Origin of the sequence: Herpetosiphon sp., from assembly GCF_003512625.1 — a bacterium.
Classification (GTDB): Bacteria; Chloroflexota; Chloroflexia; order Chloroflexales; family Herpetosiphonaceae; genus Herpetosiphon; species Herpetosiphon aurantiacus.
Map to the genome: position 1 here is coordinate 1 of NZ_DOPT01000051.1, position 23,030 is coordinate 23,030.

14 protein-coding genes, 1 tRNA gene and 1 pseudogene are annotated in these 23,030 nt (G+C 48.1%); 8 read left to right on the forward strand and 8 right to left on the reverse strand.

Features of this window, described 5'->3' with window-relative positions; all coding sequences use genetic code 11:
- Positions 1–387 precede the first annotated feature (387 nt).
- Positions 388–1,818 (forward strand): DUF8814 domain-containing protein, encoded by a 1,431-nt coding sequence (locus tag DEF47_RS11860; protein ID WP_287045151.1) that lies wholly within the window; start codon positions 388–390, stop codon positions 1,816–1,818.
- Positions 1,819–1,899: 81 nt separating this feature from the next.
- Here the strand turns inward: DEF47_RS11860 and DEF47_RS11865 are convergent, their stop codons facing one another.
- The 7 genes from DEF47_RS11865 to DEF47_RS11895 all read right to left on the reverse strand — a co-directional run bounded on the left by DEF47_RS11865 (position 1,900) and on the right by DEF47_RS11895 (position 14,854).
- On the reverse strand, positions 1,900–4,245 hold the full coding sequence (locus DEF47_RS11865) for a Kelch repeat-containing protein (RefSeq protein ID WP_012191467.1): 2,346 nt from the start codon (positions 4,243–4,245) through the stop codon (positions 1,900–1,902).
- Between the two features lie 82 nt (positions 4,246–4,327).
- Positions 4,328–6,823: a TadE/TadG family type IV pilus assembly protein gene (locus tag DEF47_RS11870; protein ID WP_012191468.1), complete on the reverse strand. Its 2,496-nt coding sequence runs from the start codon at positions 6,821–6,823 to the stop codon at positions 4,328–4,330.
- Between the two features lie 54 nt (positions 6,824–6,877).
- Entirely contained in the window at positions 6,878–7,411 is a 534-nt protein-coding gene (locus DEF47_RS11875) for a TadE/TadG family type IV pilus assembly protein (protein WP_012191469.1), read from the reverse strand.
- A gap of 19 nt (positions 7,412–7,430) precedes the next feature.
- Entirely contained in the window at positions 7,431–7,943 is a 513-nt protein-coding gene (locus DEF47_RS11880) for a TadE/TadG family type IV pilus assembly protein (protein ID WP_012191470.1), read from the reverse strand.
- A gap of 128 nt (positions 7,944–8,071) precedes the next feature.
- On the reverse strand, positions 8,072–10,888 hold the full coding sequence (locus tag DEF47_RS11885; protein WP_012191471.1) for a hypothetical protein: 2,817 nt from the start codon (positions 10,886–10,888) through the stop codon (positions 8,072–8,074).
- Positions 10,889–11,070: 182 nt separating this feature from the next.
- Positions 11,071–12,834 (reverse strand): serine/threonine protein kinase, encoded by a 1,764-nt coding sequence (locus tag DEF47_RS11890; RefSeq protein WP_012191472.1) that lies wholly within the window; start codon positions 12,832–12,834, stop codon positions 11,071–11,073.
- A gap of 211 nt (positions 12,835–13,045) precedes the next feature.
- Positions 13,046–14,854: a serine/threonine protein kinase gene (locus tag DEF47_RS11895; protein ID WP_012191473.1), complete on the reverse strand. Its 1,809-nt coding sequence runs from the start codon at positions 14,852–14,854 to the stop codon at positions 13,046–13,048.
- Positions 14,855–15,006: 152 nt separating this feature from the next.
- Here DEF47_RS11895 and DEF47_RS11900 point away from each other — a divergent pair.
- Both DEF47_RS11900 and glmS read left to right on the forward strand, forming a co-directional pair.
- Positions 15,007–15,082 (forward strand) — tRNA-Gly (locus DEF47_RS11900).
- A 651-nt stretch (positions 15,083–15,733) separates the two neighbouring features.
- The gene (gene glmS / locus DEF47_RS11905; RefSeq protein ID WP_012191474.1) at positions 15,734–17,578 is read left to right on the forward strand and encodes a glutamine--fructose-6-phosphate transaminase (isomerizing); all 1,845 of its coding nucleotides are present in this window, start codon (positions 15,734–15,736) and stop codon (positions 17,576–17,578) included.
- Between the two features lie 347 nt (positions 17,579–17,925).
- Here glmS and DEF47_RS25180 read toward each other — a convergent pair whose 3' ends face one another.
- Positions 17,926–18,240, reverse strand: a complete 315-nt coding sequence (locus DEF47_RS25180; RefSeq protein ID WP_041304751.1) for a helix-turn-helix domain-containing protein — start codon at positions 18,238–18,240, stop codon at positions 17,926–17,928.
- 239 nt (positions 18,241–18,479) lie between these two features.
- Here DEF47_RS25180 and DEF47_RS11910 point away from each other — a divergent pair, with 239 nt between their 5' ends.
- The 5 genes and pseudogenes from DEF47_RS11910 to DEF47_RS11925 all read left to right on the forward strand — a co-directional run bounded on the left by DEF47_RS11910 (position 18,480) and on the right by DEF47_RS11925 (position 22,989).
- Entirely contained in the window at positions 18,480–19,310 is an 831-nt protein-coding gene (locus DEF47_RS11910; protein ID WP_012191475.1) for a heteromeric transposase endonuclease subunit TnsA, read from the forward strand.
- Positions 19,291–19,932 carry a hypothetical protein gene (locus DEF47_RS11915; protein ID WP_287045152.1) on the forward strand — a complete coding sequence of 214 codons (642 nt, stop codon included), beginning with the start codon at positions 19,291–19,293 and terminating at the stop codon, positions 19,930–19,932. The genes DEF47_RS11910 and DEF47_RS11915 overlap by 20 nt, the downstream gene beginning before the upstream one ends.
- Positions 19,929–20,033 (forward strand): annotated as a pseudogene (locus tag DEF47_RS25280) (hypothetical protein); the annotation flags it as partial. The gene DEF47_RS11915 and the pseudogene DEF47_RS25280, both read left to right, overlap by 4 nt.
- A 66-nt stretch (positions 20,034–20,099) precedes the next feature.
- Entirely contained in the window at positions 20,100–21,305 is a 1,206-nt protein-coding gene (locus DEF47_RS11920) for a TnsB C-terminal domain-containing protein (RefSeq protein ID WP_041304757.1), read from the forward strand.
- 181 nt (positions 21,306–21,486) lie between these two features.
- The gene (locus DEF47_RS11925) at positions 21,487–22,989 is read left to right on the forward strand and encodes an ATP-binding protein (protein ID WP_012191476.1); all 1,503 of its coding nucleotides are present in this window, start codon (positions 21,487–21,489) and stop codon (positions 22,987–22,989) included.
- Positions 22,990–23,030 lie beyond the last annotated feature (41 nt).

Here is a 23,030-nt window from a genome sequence, read left to right on the forward strand (position 1 = left end):
TAAACACTGCGGCGGGAGAGGGGGCTAGGGGGTGAGGGCATATAATTCTTGTCAGCCAAAAGCCTATAGACTATAGCCACATTAGTGTTCTTCGTGCCCTTCGTGGATCAAATTTCAGCTCAATGCCCAAACTGATACCAACCTGATAAATTGCTGATTTACATCTGAAAAAGCTATGATATAATCCTCACGCTGTGTTAAATGCTGGAAAATCAGCTTTTAGCGCTGTCCTCACGCCACGAAGGCGGGTTGTATCAAGAGAGTCGGTGTGGAATGCCGATGCCGCCGTTGTGGCATCTCTCCCTGAATCGTAGCAGCGTTGCTACCACCAAGCTGCATTCCCAGATGCCCAGTTTTGCATCCACCGCGTACCTCCGGAGGTTTCTGTTGCGACACATTGCCCGTTTCTTGGCGCTTGGTTGTCTGCTCGCCGTGAGCATGACCCCCATCCGAGCGCAGGCGAACCCAACCTTGTGGGCTGCTGCTGCATCAACCGACACCCTCGTTCTTGCTTCTGGTCAACTGACCCTCGCCCCGAATGCGGCCCAAGCGGCTGCGGTCTATGGCTCATACGCTCGTTTTGGAATGTTCGATAGTGCTCCGCAAAACATCGCTCCCGCCAATCAAGTGCTGGTTACATGGGGCGCAACTGTGCCCGCTGCCGCTAGCGTGCGCGTCGATGTGCGTGGCTTCAATGGCCAACGCTGGAGCGATTGGACGCTTGATGTGCAATCGGGCCAAACGGTAGCTTTTGCCACCATCGCCCGCCAAATTCAATATCGTTTGGTGCTATTGGCCAACGAGGCTGCGCCAGTCGTTGATTTTGTGCAACTTGCGCCCAACACGCTTGCCGAAAGCGATGCCATCAGCATTATGGAAGATGAGCCGATTGCTCCAACCTACCATATTCGGGCTACCCGGATGGGCTTGGTTGGCGATCGCACGGCCAACGGCCATATCATTCAGCCAAACGATTGGTTTGTTTCATTGCCATCGTTCCGCTCACTCTCATCGCGTGGCGGCGGCGAATACATGGCGCGGCTTTCCTATCGTGGCAAATCGATTGTTGTGCCAGTTTGGGAAGTTGGGCCATGGAACATTCACGATGATTATTGGAATGTTGAGCGCGAGAAATTTGGCGATTTGCCTGTCGGCTGGCCCCAAGATCACGCTGCCTATTTCGATGGCTACAATGGTGGCTGGGCTGAAAAAGGCCGCGTGCGATTCCCCACCGCTGCTGATGTCGGCGATGGCGCATGGGTCGCCTTGGGCATTCCATTTAACGATGAACAAGAAGAACTTGATATTACCTTCTTGTGGCTAGGCCGTGATCCTGGCGATAACCCCGACCCAATGCCAGTTGGCAGTGTTACGCCTGAGCCAGCCCCAATTGAAGAATTACCAGCGGGCACGATTCAGGTCGATAATCAAGGCGAACAATTCAGCCGCTCCGATGTGGCATGGTTTGAATTTTCGTGTGGTAAAAATCGCCATTCGTTCTGGACCTTCTCAACCAACAAGCCTGAAGAAGCAGTCAATAATGCGCGTTGGACAACTCCGCTTGAGGCTGGTGACTATAGCGTGACCGTGTTTGTGCCCTACTGCCCCAATGGCAAGAGCGATACAACTTCAGCACGTTATGTTGTGCAACATGCCGATGGCGAAACTCAAGTTGTCGTCAATCAAGCGGAACATGCTGGCAACTGGGTTGAGCTAGGCCGCTATCGCTTTGATGGTACTGGCACAGTTAGCCTCAGCGATTTGGCCGACGACCGCATGAAAGCCATTTGGTTTGATAGCGTGCGCTGGACAAAATAAGTTCAATTCAATTATTTAGCGATCAAAGAAGCAGGGCTTGGAATTATCCAAGCCCTGCTTCTTAGTTATCCATTATTCAGCTTATGGTTGCGGTGGCGTAGCCAAGAAGTTAATCCCGACCACCGGCATGTGAATTGTGCTCCCAACAACCGTTGAGTTAACATTGAACGAATAAACGTTATCCAACTCACGTTGCCCGGCTGGTGTTTCAGCCTCGGTTACATAATTACCACTATCAATCACCAAATAGACCTTCCATGTCCCCGTTTTATTGAAGAGTGCCTGCCAGACGACTAACGGACAATCGACAGTGGCTGCGGGACATGTTCTGCGCCAAATGGTATTATCCGAAATTGCATCAAGCGTAAATTCACCATCTTGGGGCAAATTCAAGCGATTAATCTCGGTAAAGACCATCCCTAGTGGGTAGGCACCGCTATCAGGATCACGAGCTGGTGGCACATCGGCAGAGCCAGGTGGCAAGAGATACATGTCCACAAAGAAGGTGCCTTGGCTTTCAATATCGGCATCGAGCACATTTTCGGTGTCATTTGAGCCAGGTTTGATCCCATTTTTAAAGGTTGCCGTAAAGGCTGTAATGCCAGTTGTGCTTACAGTTGACATCGTAGCCGAATCAACGTATAAGCTTGGGTGACCATCAACCTTATACTTAATCCGCACATTGCGTAAAATGGGAGTTGCCCCAACTTCAGTCGGACTTTGGGTGGTCATCAATGCTTGATACTGGAACCACTGGCCTTGGACGGCGGGAGTCCCATTAGCAACATTCGGCCCTTGCACCGAGTAGTTATCATTCCCAGGCGAGGCATCAACAGTTTGCCATTGGGCAGTTTCCAGTGCACCGCGGGTTGCCGCTAGCTTATATTGCATTTGAATATCAGTGTTGATAGGTGGATTTGGCAGCGTCGCATCCCACAGCATTTGCTCAATGATGGCTGGAGCACGGAGTTGGAGTGGTGATGAGCGATAAACCCCTGGTGAAGGATAACCCCCAACCGTCAAGTCGATATCGGCATCTGTCCCAACAAAGCCAAACAACACATCTTGTTGATAGGTATTCCCAACCCGAATCCCACCATACATGTAGGCAACTGGTCGGAAGTTGATATAGATTAACTCAAGACCGTGACCTGAGCGTGCTTGCGAGGTCAAAAGCGCATTTTCCGAAACGCGGAAGTTGCTTTGGCCGAACACAGGTAAGGTAAAGTTATCGATATTGATATAGGAAGTATAAATCCGATGGGTGGGATCACCAGCACTGCCTTGGCGGCCCCCAACCACATAGATCTTTTGGTTGACCCCAATCACGCGGGGGCTAGAAAGCGGTTCAGGCAAGATATAGCGCTGGGTTTCCCAAGTCAGCATCCCATTCGTATCGAGTTTGCCCAACATCGCTTGAGCAGAACCTTCGACCGTGCGGGTACAACCAACAGCGACATGGCCTGTGCCCAACTCGAAAGTGCCACCAACCACTAAAAAGGCCCGATAGGTGCTGGTAAGCGTAATTGCATCAAAGTTGGCAACATCCATACTATGCAAACCAACGTTCTCATCACAGCCATTGGTTGGGGTAAACATATCGGGGGTAATTGGCAAATCGGGCATTGACTGCCATGGCCCCAAAACCCCATTTGGCCCTACCAAGGTTCGTCGAACTGATCGGCGCACATAAATTGGCGAGAAGAGTGCCGATGTATCGCGCGTTTTACCACCAATTAGGTAGATATAGGTTTGACCATTGGGTGTGGTGTAGGCGGTTGCTGTGGTATTGATCAGTTTTTCGCCAGTGGTCAACGCCTGAGTTTGCCAAGTGTTCAATGAACCATCAGCATTGATCACATTCGAATAAATCTTATCGGTATACTCAATATCGCCGGTTGAGGCGCTTTGGCCACCAAAGGTATACATAATCCCCTTAGTAGGATCACTGGTGTTCGTCACCACCACCGTACTCATCCGCGTCAGGGGAACTGGTAAGGTTTGAGGAAGTTCAGTCCACTCGGTCGTTTCACCCCCAGTATCAGTGACGGTTGCTCGACAGACCTCAGACACAACCGCTACATTCCCGCTTGATGCGGTCGAGCCACCAATCGCATAGAGGTGCTGCTTGAAACTAACAGTCCCCATATCGGCCAAAGTCCGACAAAGTTGATTACTGGCATCACTCCATTGCGCCAACGCACCCTGAGGGATCAACTGCACCCCGCCATAGGTAACATCACCGATCACCTGATCTTGTTGGGTTAGGCCGGTTAGACCAAAATAGCCGCTGGCAAAATCACCGGAGCTGAGTGAAACGGTAGCATTGAGTGAGATTGCCGAAACCGAAGAGATAAAGGTGACCAAAAGTGTAAGAGTAATAAGAAACGAGGATAGTACTCGTCTGCGCTTCCTATTGCGAACCATAGTAAACTCCTTACTATTGAATACGCACAGCCAATGGCTGTGCGTATTCCATGACCCCTCAAGAATTGTACTAGAACTTAGCCTATTCTGGACAGAGTGCTTTGTTTTGTTGGGCTTCGGCAATGATCATGGTGTACTTACCAAGATCAATCAAGCTATCAGCCTCTGCGGGGATATTGAATTGGATGCGATTTTGAACAATCGTATCTTCAGCACCGCGTAACCGATTATACAGTTGTGGCAAGTAGTTGGCAGGGTACAAGCTTGGATTAATCGTTTCACCACTACCTAATGGGAATTCGCTCCAGCTTGTTACACTACGGGTTGCCCCAAAACTATAGTTGCCTGCCTCGGGTACGGTAAAGAGTAAGGTACCATTCGTGTCTGCCGACATGTTGCTCATCCCAGCAACTGGGTTATTCGAGCTATCGTAGACCGTAACTTTAGCACCTGCCGCAATGATCGTGGCATCGCGCTCGTAACATGGCTGGGCTAGGTCATCCAGAATCGCATCGAGTGCATAGTCCAAGGCATTTGGGTTTTGCGCATAGAACGCGCCACCAGGTGAAGCAATTTGGTCAATCCGCAAGTCTTGTAAATCGTATCGACCTTGATCACCTACCAAGATTGCATAGATGTTGACTGGTCGCTGCGGCGAGACCCGATTACGGGCTTGGGTCGCAACCTCAACCAGCGATACAATTGGAGCCTTGGCATAACCATTACCTGCCCCTTGACCATTCCATGGACAGTTGGCTTGAACTTCAGGCAAGTCGGTGATCGGATAATTATCGCCACCTACGGTCAAAACGTTATTAGCCGTTGGATCAGCAGGATCTTTACAATATTTATAGCCACCAGAACGGGTATGTTTCAATTTTTGGCTATTTTGTGAGTTAACTTGAGGTCCTTCGTACATCACGTTGGTCAAACCGTCGGTCAACATCACCATTACCAATTTGATTGGGCGACCAAAACGATCAACCCGGGTATGAGCGCTAACATTATCAAAGTAGCGAATGCCTTCGCGTAAACCGCGACCACCTGAGGTACTACCGCTCATATTGGCTTTAGTAATCCAGCTGATCAAGGAATTCATGTTAGAGCGCATCGTGGTGGTACGAGCACTCACGCTGGCTTGGTCGCTACCAGCTGGGCTGGTTACAAAACCAAACGATGGGCTGCTAGTAACTGCATTACCACTGAAGCGCACGGCAGCAATCCGGTTATCGCCACCTTTACCAACCAATGCTTCTCCAGGGAACAAGCTAGCGTTGTTCATATTTTGGCCAGCAGGAGCATTCCAAACATCAAGCATCTTATATGAGAACTTGGCTAAGAAGTCCTTAACCCGATACCAGCGGGCATTGGCATCGACGCTACAAGTCCGTTGACTATCGTAGCACCATTGCATCGAGCCTGAAATGTCAACCACTAACGAAATATCGTAGCTCGTGGTATTGATACTTGGCAAATACCAAACCAACTTTTGGTCAAGGGCAAGCTTGACTTCTGGTGGTGGTGGTGGTTGTGGTACATCAACACATGGGCAGGTATAGTTGCTGTTGAGATATTGGATGGTAATCCCAGTACTGTCAAAATTGGTCACCATGACCTTGACAAAGCCACCTGAGCGGAAACTGGTATATTTTTCGTTGCCAGTTGTACCCGAATAGCTCAACTTGGTAAAGGTTGGAATCAGGATTGGCTTGTTCTTCAAGGCCGTCAAGGCAGTAGCCAAACTTGCTGCATTTGGGCGCAACGTACTATCAGAAACCTTGATCCAGTCGTCGATGTTGATCACGCCGTTATTGCTAGCGTTGGCATAGCCTGGAGGTGCGGTAGCCTCGGTGACCCCTTTAATCACATCACCAGTACCACCCAACGATTCCTTCAAACGATTATCGGCGTTGAAGCCCGACAAGGTTTGCCATTCGGCCCAGACGAAGTAGTCTTTTTCGACCGATGAGCCAACTTTATTTTTCGTCCAAGCAATCGGTTTGCTTTCACCTGGCAACATTCCCGTCATTTTTTGGGTCGCAACCGCCAGCGGGAAGATGTTGGTAGCACATTGACACAAGGTTGCTTTATTTTCAGCCGAAACCTCGAGCGTATCGATACCTAAGGCTTGGCCAAAGATGGTGTTCCGTGCTGAACGAACTTCAACCCGCAAGCCATTGAACTCGGTCGAAACTTGACCACCGCTGCCAACCGGATATTCAACCCGTGAGCCACGTTGGGTATAGAAAGCCCGATAGTAGTTTTGGCTTGGGTCAAGGTTGCCCCAATCGCCGTTGATATAAACGGCATTGGTAATGCCGTTGGCAGCCAAAGCATCGCGGATAGCCTGTTGAACAGCGCCATCAGTTCCGTCGATTTCGCTATTCATGGATTCCAAACCGGCAATTGAAGCAGCAGTTGAAGCTGCTTGTTGCTGGCGTTGGCGGCTAAACGCCTCGCCTGTATCAATGGCTAGTGCAGCAAACGCAATCATGACGAAGAACAAAATAGCAGAGAATACTAATGATTGTCCTGCGACTGGTTGGGCTACACGTCGCGTCATGCGACTTAAGTTCATAGCCAATCCTCCGTAAAAGTAAAAATCAATACCACGGATCGTGATAAGTATTAACTAGGGTATGGTTTGTTGTTGGGTTGCGGTTAGGTCGATCGTGTCAGCTCCAAAGATTGAAGCCGCGAAAAAAAATGATCGGTAGGTGTAGCGTACACTCACCCGAATATCGCAAAACTGCCGTGCTAGAGTTGCTGGGTTCGCACAATTGAGTGGGCTTGTTCCAGCTACAGCCCCATCAACAAAGCTAATTTGAATCCGCTGGTTTAGGACACCCTCAGGATCGGGGCCTCCACTATTATCAAGATCAAATAAATTAACGTAGCGTAAACCGGAATTATTGTTTGGCGCACCACTCTCATAGCGCAATCGGTCGCGGATTTCTTGAGTATTGATCGTTCCATCGCTGCGCAGTGGGAACAACGAGCCATATGAAACCGCTTCATAGGCAGCGCCCTTCAGCCCTTGGTAGGCAAAAAAGGCCAGAGCACCATCAATAATGCCTGAAAGAAACGTGAATAACACTGTTATCGTGAGCGCAAATTCAACCAAGGCTTGGCCTGCTTGTTTACGCTTTTTTTGTAGCTTGAGCATGGTCAGATACCCTCATTGATTAACGGCAAACAGACAGCGGATCAATACTCGAAAAATCATAGCGGACAATCGTGCGGCGTGAGGTTGCATCAATTTCAACATTATCTAAGAATACATCCCCAACCGGTGTCAGTGGCTCATAAAAATATCGAATTTGTACTTGAATAATAAAGCCAGCTCGGCGGTAAATTGTTGGCCAAGCATTATCTTGGCGAATAGTCGTATCATTAGCCGATAGATGATACGAAATCTTCACATAGCCAGGTTGGAGACCAACTGTCGTGCGTAGTGCTGCCCCACGAATAGCTTTCACACAATCATCATCATTATCAGTAATATACTGCTCGGGAGTTCGTGCTCTAATGGGTGGGCCTGACGAAGCTTGCTCAGCCCCACGTCGAGCTGCATAGTTGGCCTGTGACCATGAATACGTTAAAAAGCCAAACTCAATTGTACCGAATAAGAACGACATAATAAGGGGAAAAACTAGGGCAAATTCAACAAGGGCTTGCCCTCGTGACTTTCGTTTCATACGTACCTCCCGTGTTGGTTATGCGCATACGTTCCACGTTTGGAGCTCAAGGTCAGTATACACAAGTCAATGTCGATTAGCCTATAGTGCGATAGTACCAATTTTTGTTTAAGAATTAGCCTACGCTATTATTGATCAATCTGCCAGACTATGCCACTCCATTGAATTCCAAGGCTGCGGGCATCGTTAGGTGGGCTGGGGTATTCGGTGGCATAATCATTGGGTGTCCACGTTCGACTGAGGCTCAATTGCAAGAGCCAATCGTGCTCTGGCAAGGCTGGTAGTTGCCAGGTTAATGTGGTTGGCTCGCTGCTGCTCAGTTGTTGACAACCCAATGACTGACGAATCGGCTGTTTGATCAGATAGCTAGCACTTAAACAAAGCTCAACTGGCTGGTTTACGAGCGATGGTGGTACTAACCCTAATCCTACACTAAAGGTCAAGTTTGAGCTAGTACCAACTGCTGGCATAACCCAATTGGCGTTTCCAGCAGTCCAAGCATAACGTTGGCCAGTCTTGGGGTTGGTTTCAACCGGATTTATGCCACTATGCTGCCAACGATAATCATCAATCGCAATGATTTGCTGGCCAACGATCGGCGCACTATCAGGCACAAGCCGATAGATGCGATAGGTAAAACGAATGTCGCCCGCCGTAAAGGGCTTTTGCAATTGCAGTTGTTGCCATTCTTTTAATGGTAGGTCAAATAGCGCAACATTTTCGTAGCGAAAGCCAGGTAAATTAAGCATGCCACCACGTGAACCAAGCATCACATAGACTGGGCGGCCTTGGGCTTGCCAATTGCGCACTTGCTGAGCCAATAAATCGCGATAGGGCGTGGGATCGTCGCTGTAGGCCACCAAATAATCACGATCAAACAAATAGTGCATTGGCGTAGCAATATTGGTCGAGGAATCACGGTCGCCACCACGCATGAGCACAATCGCATTTGGCTCAGTTTGGTTGGCTAGCTCGGTCAGAGCAGCTAGCGCACCTTGATATTCAACATGGGCAATCGTGCGCCAGCCAGTTGCTGCAAAAAACAGCAGCATCGCGGTTGCCGCCCCGCCACTTGCTGCCCGCCAAAGCCAGCGCGATTGAATCATGCCCTTGGATAAGAGCCATGCCATGCCCAAGGTAAGCATTGGCACCGCCCCTGGAATAAAGCGCCGCGCAATATAAATGTAGGTTTGGTCGGCAGTGCCATACGAATCATTGACGCTAAACGCACCATACAAAATACCCAACAGCAAAATCAGCCACGAACTGCGATTCATGTCGCGCCAAATCCACAGCGCCAAACCTGCGATGCCCAAGCCAATGCCCAAGGGCGAAAAATACCAACCCAGCCGCACCATATTGCCATAGGCGATTGCTGTTTGGCGTGGCTTAACATCAGGAATCGGCAAAATCCCACCGATATAGCTATTCCAGGTGCTGGCATGCTCAATTGGATGCAGAAGTGCCGCGCTTGAAAGATGCTGTGGCCGAATAAAATAGGCATAAGCTGCCAGCAAGACCAAGCCCACAGCTACGCCGCCTAACAACCAGCGTTGCCAATGTTGGGTTTGCGCTTCAACCCAATTCAGCAAACGCGGAAAACGACACAAGGCCCAAAGTGCGAATAAACCAAGCAGAACTATACCCAATTCAAGTGCTAAACGACTGGTGCTCTCTAAAATCCAAGCTTTGGAGTTGTTGCCGCGAATATCTTGCAACAATGGTGGATAGAAGGGGTGCACCAAGCGCGAGATAATCGCAAAATCTTGGAATTTGCCCCAAGTATTATTCATAAAGTAGAGCCAGCCAATGGTGCTGATGTGGATGGCGGCATGGACCATCATCAGGCCAAAACCGAGCAGCATAGCGGTTTCGCCCATACGCCAGCGGCGGCGAATCAGGGCCGCGCCCAAATACAAGACAATTGGAAAGACCCCAAAGTAAAATTCAAGCCGCATGAGCGCCAGTTGACCAATCGCCAAGCCACACAACGCGGCATACCACAAGTTCCGGCGGGTGCTGCGCTGATCAGGCGCGGTTTGGCTATAGGCGGCCCACATGGCCAAGCCGCCCCACACAGTCCACTGCGCTCCTGCTTCGGCAGTCGAGTAGCGGCTAAACCAAATTTGCAGGCTGTTCAGGCTAAGCAAGCCTAAAGCTAAAACGCCCATCCAAGCGCTAGCCTTACCACTGACGACTCGCCGCCCAACCATGGCTACGCTCCACGCACCTAGCCAACCCAAATAGCCCGTGGCCAGCAAACCGCCATACAAACCAAACAAGCTCGTCCAGATGGCGATCCAAGTTGGGTAAAGGTGAAAGTTATTGGGGTATGATTTGCCCGCCGCCGCCGATTGCTCGGTCATAAAAAAGCTGGGCTGATGAAAACGCGTGCTCAAAAAACGCTCAGGATCTTGTTTGCCAAGCAAATTGCTATAGGCTTGTTTGGCTGGCTCAGAGAGATTGCGGTCGTTGTAATTCATTGCTCGCACAATCTCGGCAACCAAAGCTTCATCTTGCACAATGCTGCCTGTGCGCTCAATCGCAAAGCCTGTAACTGTGTAAACCCCAGCATCACGCCCACCAAGCACTGTCTCAAACGGGCGAGCCACGATTGCCGCAAAAATGAGCAAGCCAAGAATAAACAGCCAACGCTCCCAAACAGGGCGAGCCTCGCTGGTTTCGAGTGGCGCTAGGCCAAATTTGTGGCTCAGCCACCAGCCTACACCACAAAAAAGCGCCGTGCCAAGCACCAAATGCAGCAAACTAAACCAGCCAAGGCTTGCTAATACCAAGCCCCACCAACCTGTCCACAGCGCACTCACCGTCATGCGTTCAAACTGACGATCAAGCCAATCGCTGCTGCGATGACCAAAGCGCCCCCACACGAGGCCAGGCAGATAAAGCAGAACTGGGGCTAAGAGCAAACCAAGAATCAACTGCATAACGCTTCCTTCACAACGCTCGGGCTAAATAGTTGAGCAAACAGCAGCGATTATACTTGATTCTCTTCGTTGAACGAACCAAAAGCCTCGCTATAACGAAATAGCGAGGCTTTGCTGATAAGCAGCCATCGATGATTAAAATGCACATGGCTCCTTGCCGATTTGTGTATTCTGCCGACAGTTTAAGGCACTACTGGCGGCTTGGCGGTTGGTTTATCGGTTGGACGCTCGGTTGGTTGCACTGGCCTATCAGTTGGTCGATCAGTTGGTCGATCAGTTGGCGTATTAGCTGGCTTGGGGCAACCATTACGCGATGGGTCGCCAGGCTCGCGTGGGCAAGCATCGCGATCATCGGGAATCGTATCGCCATCGCTATCAGCAACTGCTGGTGGATTGGTCGGCTCAACTGGGGCAGGGCAACCATTATTTGGGCCAGCCACATCAGGACAACCATCAACATCATCAGTCACACCATCACCATCACGATCGATAGGAGGAGCAGGTGGATTGGTTGGCTGAACTGCTGGTGGATTAGTCGGCTGCACCACAGGCGGGTTGGTTGCCGCAGGCCGTGCAGTGGCTGGTCTTGCGGTTGCAGGGCGAGGGGTTGCAGCGGGCTGAGCAGTTGGCTGGGTCGCTGTCGTTGGTTGGGCTGGCTCGCTAGTTGCTGTAGCCTGCTCGACGGCGACACTCGTTGGCTCATTGGTTGCAACACCCAAGGTAATCGTTGGTTGTCCCGCCACGCCCATCAAGGTATTCGTTGGTGCGGACTGGCTTGGCTGAGCTACTACCACTGTTTTCGTGTTTTGCTCAAGCGTGACCACTGGCGTTTGCTGATCGCGGTTAAGCCACCAACCACCACCAGCCCCGCCGAGCAACACAATCAGCAATAATGGCCAATAGCGTTTATAGTTTGGGGTTGGCTGCGCCTGCGGCCCAGCTTCTGGCAACGGTTGCCCAGGATAGCTGCTTCGCGGTTTGCTGATGATTGGGCTTGGTTGGCTATGCTCGCGGGTGGTTAGTTGTTTGGGCGGCCCAGTAATCGCCCGTGAGCTAATTGTCGATGGCAAAATTTTGGTTTGGGCATTATTGACTGGCGCATAGGGTTGGGCCAAGGCGAGTCGAAATTCCTCAGCCGACGCAAAACGCTCATCAGCATCAATCTCCAACGAACGCATAATCGCTTGATCGACATGCTCAGGGATTGATGGATTGAAGTTTTTGGGGGCAATAATTGGGTCGGGCTTGCGTTTAGCCATCGCCAAGGTTCGGGCTAAAGCATCGGCGGTTTTGCCATCACCATCAGCTGGAGTGCGCCCAGTTAATAAATGATAGAGCGTCGCCCCCAACGAATACAAATCACTCCGTGGATCAGTGCCTTCTTGATTAATCTGCTCAGGTGGTGCATAGGTCAAGGTATAGCCATGAACACTATGCATTGCACTGCGCATATTGGTAAAAATCTCGGCCTTTGCCAAGCCAAAATCCAACAATTTCAATTCGCCACGGCTAGTAATTTTGATATTGGCAGGTTTAATATCGCGGTGAATAATCGGCTGGCGATAAAATGTATGCAGATAGGTCAAAACGCTCAATAATTGATCGGCCCAAGCCAACACTTGCTCAACCGGCAACGGCCCACCTTGACGATCAAGCATCGTGCTCAAATCGTCACCATCGATCAAATCCATCACCAAAAATTGGCCAGCATCATTATTGAAGTTAAAATAGACTTTGGGCAGGCTTGGGTGTTCTAAGTTCGCCAACAGGCTAGCTTCATGGCCAAAGGCTTTGATCGCATGGTCACCCTCAAGGTGCAAATGTTTGAGCGCCACCATTTTGCGCAACTTAATATCGTAAGCAGCATAGACCGCGCCCCCGCCGCCATGGCCAATCCGCTCACGAATTTCATAGGTTTCATTCAAGATCATGCCATTTGGAAACATAGCCTGCCTCATCATTTCAATCAGTTTTAATCTGGGTTGTTCTTTGCTTGTCAAAGCAAGCCACTATTTCATTCAATGGTTCCCCATCGCTCGCCTGCGGGTTCGGGGGCTAGGGGGCGAGGGAACTCATTATTATTTGGGCAAGTAGCAGATGGGTTGATTGAAGGAATGAGCTGCTACTTGCCCGATTATACCCTAATTTGCCTAGAGATTATGGAGTCATTGGTGGTGATGTTGGTGGTGACGGTGGATTATTTGGATTAATATTTGGTGTTGGCGTATTGGTTGGCCGTGGCGTTGCCCGATCGGTTGATAGATTCGGCGTTTCGGTTGGCCGCGGTGTATTAGTAGCCTGCTCTACTGGCTTCGGGCAGCCATTGCGCGAAGGATCGCCTGGCTCACGTGGGCAAGCATCGCGATCATCGGGAATCGTATCGCCATCAGTATCAGCAACTGCTGGTGGCGCGGTTGGCTCGACCACAGGGCAGCCATTATTTGGCCCAGCCACATCGGGGCAGGCATCAACATCATCGATAAAACCATCGCCATCGCGGTCACTTGGAGGTGGCGGTGGATTGGTTGGCTGGACAACTGGTGGATTGGTTGGTTGTAGCGCAGGTCGCGCGGTTGGTTGCACCACAGGCCGCGCCGTTGCAGGCCGTGCAGTTGGTTGAACTACCACAGCAGTTGCAGGCTCAACAGTTGCCGTCGCACTTGGCTCAACGAGGGTTGCCGTGGCTAAGCCCAGCGTGATTGTCGGTTGCCCAACAGTGCTCCCAGTATCGGTTGGTGTGGTTGATGGCAGAGCCGGAACTTGATTAACAACCAAATTAGCTGCTTGGGTTTGGGTCGCACCATTCGCTGAAGCTCCGGTTGGATTAGCCTTAACCCACCACCACCCACCACCAATCAAACCAACCAAGATCAACATTAACCATGGCGCAACGCGTTTGAGTGGCTTTGCTTGAGCGTTTGGGTTTTGTACCAATGGCGTTGGCAAGGTCGATTGCGCCTGATCAGCAATCGACGTACTAGGGATTGAACGAAGTGGTTGGCTGATTTTAGCCGGCGCTGGTTGACTCGATAGCCCGCCAACAGGTTGGGTTGGGCGGCGTTGCGAACCAAGCAAACTTGAGATCCCCGAGCTTAGTTTTACTGCGACAGAAGGATTCAAGGCTTGGCGAAATTCGGCTGCCGAGCCAAACCGATCAAGCTTATTAATCGCCATTGCCTTCATAATCGCAGCATCAACATAGTCAGGAATCGTCGGATTCAACAGCTTTGGTCGAACGATAGGGTCGGGTTTCGCTTGAATGACCATGGCATGACGATTGGTCGCATCAATCGGCTTCTGCTGAGCATTCACTGGAACCTTGCCAGTCAGCAAGTGGTAGAGTGTCACACCAAAGGCAAAAATATCGCTGCGCTCATCGGTGTGTTCATTATCGTTAGGCACAAGCTGCTCTAAGGGCGCGTAGGTCGAAGTATAGCCACGCACACTTTGGTAGACATTATTAATTTGGGTTGATAGAGCACTTTTGGCTAAGCCAAAATCGATCAATTTCAACTGGCCCGATGCGCTTAATTTAATATTTGCTGGCTTAATATCGCGGTGAATAATTGGTAGTTCGTGCGCCGTATGCAAATACTCAAGCAGCTTCAACAATTGATCAGCCCATGGCAAGACCTGTTGAAGCGCTAAGGGGCCAGCTTGCTGATTGAGGTATTCGGCGAGGTCAGTGCCATCAATATATTCCATCACCAGAAACTGGCTTGGGCCTTCATCAAATTGGTTATAGACCCGTGGCAAACATTGATGTTCGAGGCGAGCTAATAAACGTGCTTCCTTCTTAAAATGCTTGACTGCATCATCACTTGGCAAAATCAAGTGTTTGATCGCGACTGAGCGGCCTAAATTAAGATCAAGTGCCTCATACACATTGCCGCCACCACCACCACCAACCTTTTTAATAATTTCATATTGTTGGTTCAGCACAACGCCTGGTTGAAGAACCGTCATAGTTGCCCTCGCAACAAAAATAGCATAATGGCGCTAGTTTACCATATTTAGTTAGCTATTTCGCTAGCAGGCGCTGTGAGGCAACGAAATTTTAATAATTAACTGAGTTGACAGCCTTAACGCTTTTGAGTATACTCAAGGAGCTTAAATAAGCGGGAATGGCGCAATTGGCAGCGCATCTGTTTCCCAAACAGAAGGTTGCGGGTTCGAACCCCGTTTCCCGCTCCACCATCAAACACTCCACCACTATGGGGTGTTTTTTTGTTTAACCACGAATCAAAGGCAATTCAACGTTAACCCAGAGGCGCAGAGCAGTGAGAGCTATGAGCTGAAGGCTTTGAGCTAGCGGAACATTATTCGTGGAATTCGGGCAATTCGTGGCTAAAAAACTGAACCTTCGTATGCTTCGTAGATCACAAACACTTTGCAAAATACCAATATGCAGTATAATGCCCCAATCGTGGCGATTTTGTCACCAATTACAAGGAGTAACCAACGCTACCCAATTTAAGCGCAACGGTCTGAATCAACTTGATTCAGAAAACGAGGTAGAGGTTCCTCGCCGCAGGGCGAGTGCTAACCTACAAACTCCAAGTTGGTGCGTGCGACGAGCGGCTCGAATAGCCTTCCCGCTGCTGCCCACGGAAACAGGCTTGGCTCAGTTCGTAGGGAAAAGCGAATAATCAGCGGATGCCTCTTGGGTACACCACAGCCCAAAAGGGTGTTGCAAAACTTGTTGGCAACAGCAAGCACAATCAACACCTTGTGGCCAGTTACATAGCAGCATGCCCCGCCCCCGTTCAGCGACGATACGGGTTGGTGCGGTGTGGTGCTATGTTGTGTTTTAGCGAGCTTTTATCAACGTGGAGTATAGATTTTATGTGCGGAATTGTTGGATATGTTGGCCCACGCGAAGCAACCGATGTGATTGTGCGGGGCTTAGAGTTATTAGAATATCGCGGCTACGATTCAGCGGGCATCGCCATTTTAGAGGATGCCGAATTTCAAATGCGCCGCTCGGTTGGCAAGCTGGTTAATTTGCGCCGCCGTTTGCATGCCGAGCCAACCGCTGGTCATCAAGGCATCGGCCACACCCGTTGGGCCACGCACGGCGCAGTCACCGAAGCCAATGCCCACCCCCATCGCGATAATAGTGGCCGCATCGTGGTGATTCAAAATGGGATTGTTGAGAATTATCTCGAAATTAAAGGTCGGTTGATTGAACAAGGTGTTCGCTTTCATTCGCAAACCGATACCGAAGTCATTGCCCAAATGCTTGGGTTATATACCGCCGAATATGGCGATTTTCAACGCGCTTTCGGCCAAGTGATGAGTGAATTACGTGGTGGTAATGCAGTTGTAGCTATGGATCAAACCCAGCCTGATTTGATTTTAGCGGCCCGAATTGGCAATGCTGGGGCAGTGGTAATTGGCCATGGTGATACTGAAAATTTCGTCGCCTCCGATTTGCCAGCAATTGTCGATTACACCCAACATATGGTCTTCCTCGAAGATGGCGAGATGGCGATCGTGCGATCAACCGGCGTGGAATATGTCAAGCTCGATGGCACGCCAATCAGCAAAACGCCTACCACCGTTGCATGGGACCCCGTATCGGCGGCCAAAGGTGGTTACAAACACTTTATGCATAAAGAGATTTTCGAGCAACCACGCACAACAACCGACACATTGCGCGGACGAGTCGATCTCGAAGCCGGACGAATCGAGCTTGATGGACTGACGTTGAGCGATGCCGAAATGCAAAAGCTCGATTGCATCTATGCAGTAGCCTGTGGTACTGCTTGGCATGCCTGTTTGATCAATAAATATTTTATCGAAACCTTGGCCCGTGTACGAGTTGAAGTCGATTATGGCTCCGAATTCCGCTATCGTAATCCTGTGATGAACGAACGCAGTTTATTGCTGGCCTTGACCCAATCGGGTGAAACCGTCGATACCTTGGCAGCAATGGCTGAAGCCCGCGAACAAGGCGTAAAAAGTGTGGCAATTTTGAATGCGATTGGTTCGCAAGCAGGCCGCTTGGCTGATGGTGGCGCAATCTACATTCACTCAGGCCCAGAAATTTCAGTGGCTTCAACCAAAGTCTTCACTGGTATGTTGATGGCAGGCTATCTGTTTGCGCTGCGCTTGGCACAAGCTCGTGGCACGCTCACCAGCGCCGAAATTCGCGAACACATCCAAGCGTTAATCGAAATTCCCGCCAAAATCGACACTATGCTCAAAGATACCGCCATTTATGATCAACTGGCGGATCTGTATCATCACTCAACCGATATGCTCTACCTTGGGCGCTGGGTCAATGCCCCGATTGCGCTCGAAGGTGCGCTCAAGATGAAGGAAATTAGCTATATTCACGCCGAGGGCTACCCCGCAGGCGAAATGAAGCATGGCCCGATTGCCTTGATCGATGAACGAATGCCAGTGATTTGTATTGCGACCAAAGATCATGTCTATGAAAAGATGCTCTCGAATGTTGAGCAAGTCATCGCACGAGGTGGTAAAGTGATTGCCTTGGTCAATCCCAGCGATGAACTTGTGCGCTCCAAGGCTGATCATGTGATCGAAGTGCCTGAAACTACACCGTTATTGGCAGCAGTGTTGAATGTTGTGCCGATGCAACTCTTCTCGTATGCCATGGCCGTGCGGCGTGGTGCTGATGTTGATCAGCCGCGTAACTTGGCCAAATCAGTCACTGTCGAATAGTGTCCTTCAGCAAACCTCCGCTCTTCTTGTGGAATGGGAATAAAGTTGGGAACTCGAAAATAAAGTTGGATACTACGAAAATAAAGTTGGAAACTCGAAAATAAAGTTGGATACTAGTATACCTCATTGATCCAACTATTCCAGTGTTCCAACCATAAACATCCTGACCATGACTGATCATGGTCAGGATGTTTTATGATCAAGGATTGAACTTTTAGCCGACCTTCGCTGGCTATCTATAAAGATGATGTTCGGAAGTATGTTCTTTAGTCTATATTTAAAATAGTGATATAACAATTATCTTGTATCCGCCTATACTTTCATGTTCATTCAGGGATTCCAGTTACTTAAGAACTCGTCATTGGTACTACCCCATCCACAGAGAGAATACATTCTACAAGATCTCCAGAGTGAATAAATACTCTGTGAACTCTGCGAGCTTCACACTGAGGAAATATAGATAATACTGAAATCTCTAGTAGCTTGCATAATAACTCTAGTTCGACGACGGATAACTTGCTCTTTCCTGCCTCGATCTCCACATACCGACGACGCGTCGTCATCAGTAAAGCCGCACATTTTGATATCGATATCCGACGCTCAACACGAGCTGCATTCAAAAGCTTACCGATTTCTTTACTCCGTTCATCTTCGTAATTCATAGATACCCCCTTTATTTAGCTTTCATTATACATGAAATGTTGAAACACTCATATTTATCTTTTTTGTAACTATTAAATCATAGAATTGTTGTATATCTTGTCAACTGTAAAATTTTTTCTAAATTAATATTTATAAAAACTATAAAACAAGCCATAAAATTTCGTATTGACTCATATAGGATCATGGTGTATTTTTTAGGCGCAATAATTCACATTTATTAAAAAATGAAAGGAAATCTATGGCAAAAAGGCGAAGAGCCACAACACATGAATCCATCCAGAAGCTCATTGCAGCAGGCCGTGGGCAAAACGAAGGACGGAAATATAAGCCTTGGTTGACTATTCAGGATGTACCGTCTAATGGTCTAGTCCATCGAATTAAAGGAAGTAAACATGGACGTGTGCATCATTTAATGAGCAATTTGGAGCGTGACTACTTTTACTTACTTGATTGGGCTGACGATGTTATTGATATTCGCGAACAGTATCCCCTTCTGCCTATCGAGGAAACACAGAATATTGCAAAATCATGCAGCATAAAGCATCCACGCGATCCTGCAACGAAACATGACATTGTGATGACTACCGACTTTGTTATTACCATGGAGAGAGATGGAAAACGCTGGATTCAAGCCCGAACCGTAAAACCATCAGAGAAGCTACGTTCCCAGCGAGTTCTCGAGAAGTTTGAGATCGAACGGAAATATTGGGAAACACGAGGAATTAACTGGGGAATTGTCACCGAGTTGGATATTCCATCCGTCACAGTTCGCAATATCGATGTGTTGCGACTTTATCGGACGATAACAGATCGTGGCCTTTCAGGCACGGAAATTCAGTCTATTGCCGATTACTTACGCCGCAATTTGCGGAATGCATTGTTTACATTGGCGCAAATTACTACTGAATGTGATGCTGCGATGAGAGTTCGTCCAGGTAGTAGCCTCGTCGTTGCGTATCATTTGATTGCAACGCGTAAATGGATAATTGATCTCCACCGTCCGTTTAATCCCACAGAACTTTTTATACTCCAAGAACGAAAGGACTCCTATGGATCTCTGCCTAAATAGTCTACTTTCTTGGCATGACGAAGATAAAAAACCAAGAATTGAACGGGTTCTCTATCTTAACCCTGTCTATGATCTTATCTATACAATTGATATACATAGTCATGAGGCGCTCCCGATAGTCCATCGCTATGCTGATATTGAAGCAGCCCTTCAACGTCATGATATTACAATAATTCAAGAAGAGGCTAACCACCATTCCCTTCTACCAGATCCTCCTACCTCTGATCAAAGCATTAGAGATTACCAAATATGGGAATTACGCACTAAAAAAGTGCTAGCTCGAAGAGATCAACGTTGGAATCTTATTGAGCCGCTTGTTCAATCCCTCGATATATATGATTATACAAAACGAGGAGAACTCATCCGAAAACGCGCAGAAGAAACCAAAACGACCAAAAAAACAATTTATCTCTACTTACGACGGTATTGGCAGGGTGGAATGGTTAAGAATTCCCTGCTTCCATCTTATGCGAATAGCGGAGGGAAAGGTAAACAACGTGAACCTGGTTCGGCAAAACGTGGAAGACCAAATAGCCTTACAGCGACCACAGGTATATCCTTGGGTGTCAATATCGATACGCAAACTGGAATTCTTTTCTTTAAAGGTATTTCGCAAAAATAACAAGCGAGTATTTTAGTAAAGCCACAGGCAGTGGCGAATTAGGTAAAGTCGAACTTCTTGACCCTGCAAAGCGCCCCACCTTTGACCAATTTCGTTATTGGTACAACAAGTATGGCTATCCCCTTAAGGCATGGTCGAGGAGGGTTCGTCCTTCACGGTATGAGCGTATGCTCCACCCCGCGATCCATGATGTGACCACAGTAGCATTTGGACCTGGCTCATGTTTTGAGGTTGATGCGACAATTGCCGATGTTTATCTTGTCAGTTCGCTTAACCCTCGGCGGATTGTAGGCCGGCCCGTTATTTATATTGTCAAAGATGTATTCAGTCGAATAATGGTTGTCGGATTCTCAATCCTACTTGAAGGACCGAGCTGGTTAGGCGCTATGTTTGCTCTCGAGAATGCAACCGCAAACAAAGTGGCCTTCTGCAAAGAATATGGCATAGAAATCAAGGAAGAAGATTGGCCTTGTCAGCACTTGTGCGATAAGTTACGTGCTGATCGGGGAGAATTCGAAGGCTATAATGCTGATAACCTCACCGAAGGACTGAAGATTGAGATAGAAAATACCGCTCCCTATCGTGCTGATTGGAAAGCAATTATCGAACGCGATTTTGGACTGTGTAATGAGCGGTTTATCCACTTTCTTCCAGGTGCAGTACGTCTGCGTGAACGTGGCGAGAAAGATTACCGACTTGATGCGCGCCTGACCCTCCGTGATATGCGGCAACTGATGATTTTTAGAATCTTAGAATACAACCATACACATCGCCTAACGAACTATGAGTTTGATGAAGCTATGATGCATGCTGAAGTTGAGCCATATCCAATAGATTTATGGTATTGGGGCATTCAAAATCGGGTAGGGGCGTTGCGAGTTCTTCCACAGAACACTATCAGGCAAAATCTTCTCTACCGAACGGAAGGGTCGATTACCAGCAAAGGTATTCGATTTCAAGGGTTGCGATATACATGTTCAACCGTCCACAAAGAGTTTTGGTTTGCGACTGCAAATCGAAAGGGGAGTTGGAAAACAACGATCTTTTTTGACCCACGATGTTTAGATACGATCTTTATCCGACATGCAAATGGTGAGATGGAGCCATGTATCTTACTTGAACGCAAAAAGGCGTTCAAACGACGAGACTTGTATGAAATTTTGGATTTTTCCATTAGCTGGCAGCAGTCTCAATATAAACGACGTGGGAGGGATGAACAGACAAGGGCTGATTTTGATCAGGAAATTGAGCGCATCAAATCAAGGGCGCAAAAACGACAAGAAGCGATAGCGAAGAACCGAGATAATGAAAGTGATCGACGACGGATAAAAGGCATACGTACCGATCGGCAAGCCGAACGAGAATTGGATTGACAAAATAATTTATGGACTTTTTCCGATCAATCTCCCGCCGAAATTACTGAGGCGATTCCATCATCCGATACGCCATTGACAGTTACCCCCATCCAAAAACCTCCACGAACAAGGTTTACAGAGTCCAGTAGCGATTATGCATTTATCCGCTCAGTCAGGGAAGATGTACGCGAGGCAAACAATGAATAAGATCTATCATAATCCTTTTGGATGGAGTGGAGATGAAGAAGATGCTATTTATCATGAACAAATCCTGCCGATGTATCAGGATAATCCCTTGATCGAAGCCTTACCACCAATCCGGCCTTCAGTTGAAGTATTCCGTAATCTTACCAAATTTCCACCAATGAAGTCAGAATATCGGTTGTTCCCAGCGGAAGAACGTTTGCACTTGATCAGATGCATCGATCAGTTTTTTCAGCCATTGCCACGACATGGACGCTTATTTAGCGATATATGTGGAATGATTTATAAAGGGTATATTGCTAGAAACCCTCTTTCAAAAGGATTTTGGAAAACACTAGATGGTAATGTTGATAAGCTCGTTGTCAACTTACGACAGAAAAATCATATCGCATATAGAAAAAGTGCGACAACGATGAGCCTCATTGGAATCAGTGGTATTGGTAAATCTCGTAGTCTAGAAGAAGTCCTTAGCTTGTTCCCTCAAATAATTAATCACCATACCTATCGCGGAGTACCATTTCCTTGGAAACAGCTTGTGTGGTTAAAGTTGGAATGCCCCCATAATGGTTCAACTCGTTCCCTCGGACTAGCTTTTTTTGAACAAATAGACTGGATTCTTGGAACAAACTATATGCATGGTTATGCACGTAATGGCCGAGCTACAGAGATGGAGTTGTTGAAGAATATGGCCAGAGTTGGGGCGATTCATTCATTAGGTGTATTAGTGATTGATGAAATCCAAGCCCTTAGTCAAGCCAAAAGTGGTGGAGCTGAGGAGATGCTTAATTTTTTTGTAGAGTTAGTTAATACTCTCGGCCTGCCAATTATCTTAATAGGCACATATAAGGCACAAAAACTATTCAGTCAAGCCTTCCGCCAAGCTCGACGAGCCAATTCCTATGGTGGGGATTCGTGGGATCGGATGAAAGTTGATGAAGATTGGAAACTATTTTTAGAAACCCTTTGGCAATTTCAATATACAAAACACCCAGTTAAGCTCACGGATCGGCTTGCCGAGACCTTGTACGATCTATCCCAAGGTATCACTGATATTGCAATCAAAGTATTCATTCTTGGGCAAACACTAGCCATTAGAACTGGTGAAGAAAGGCTGTCACCAGAATTGCTTATCACAGCATCAGAAAGAGCGCTATCGATGGTACAACCATTCCTAACAGCGCTGAGAACAAATAATATGGATCAATTTATGCTGATGGAAGATATTCAACCAATTAATCTAGAAATAGCACTCAATGACCTCAATTCAATTTATACCAATCAACAATCCTTGGAGCCTCATCTTGATAGTAATGAATCCCTATCTAAGAGGGCATTAGGAATCGATTTAGCAATTGATAGCTCGTCAGTTGATGCCTATGATCAACTCAAGCAACAAAATCTTATTAGTGATATATCCAGCGATCTTAGCTTTCTCTCTAGAAATGGGAAGGAGGAGTCAAATGAGGCATCAACTGAAAAAGAGGAGTCAGAAAAATGATGCTTACTCAATTTCCTATACCCTATCCGGATGAACTACTC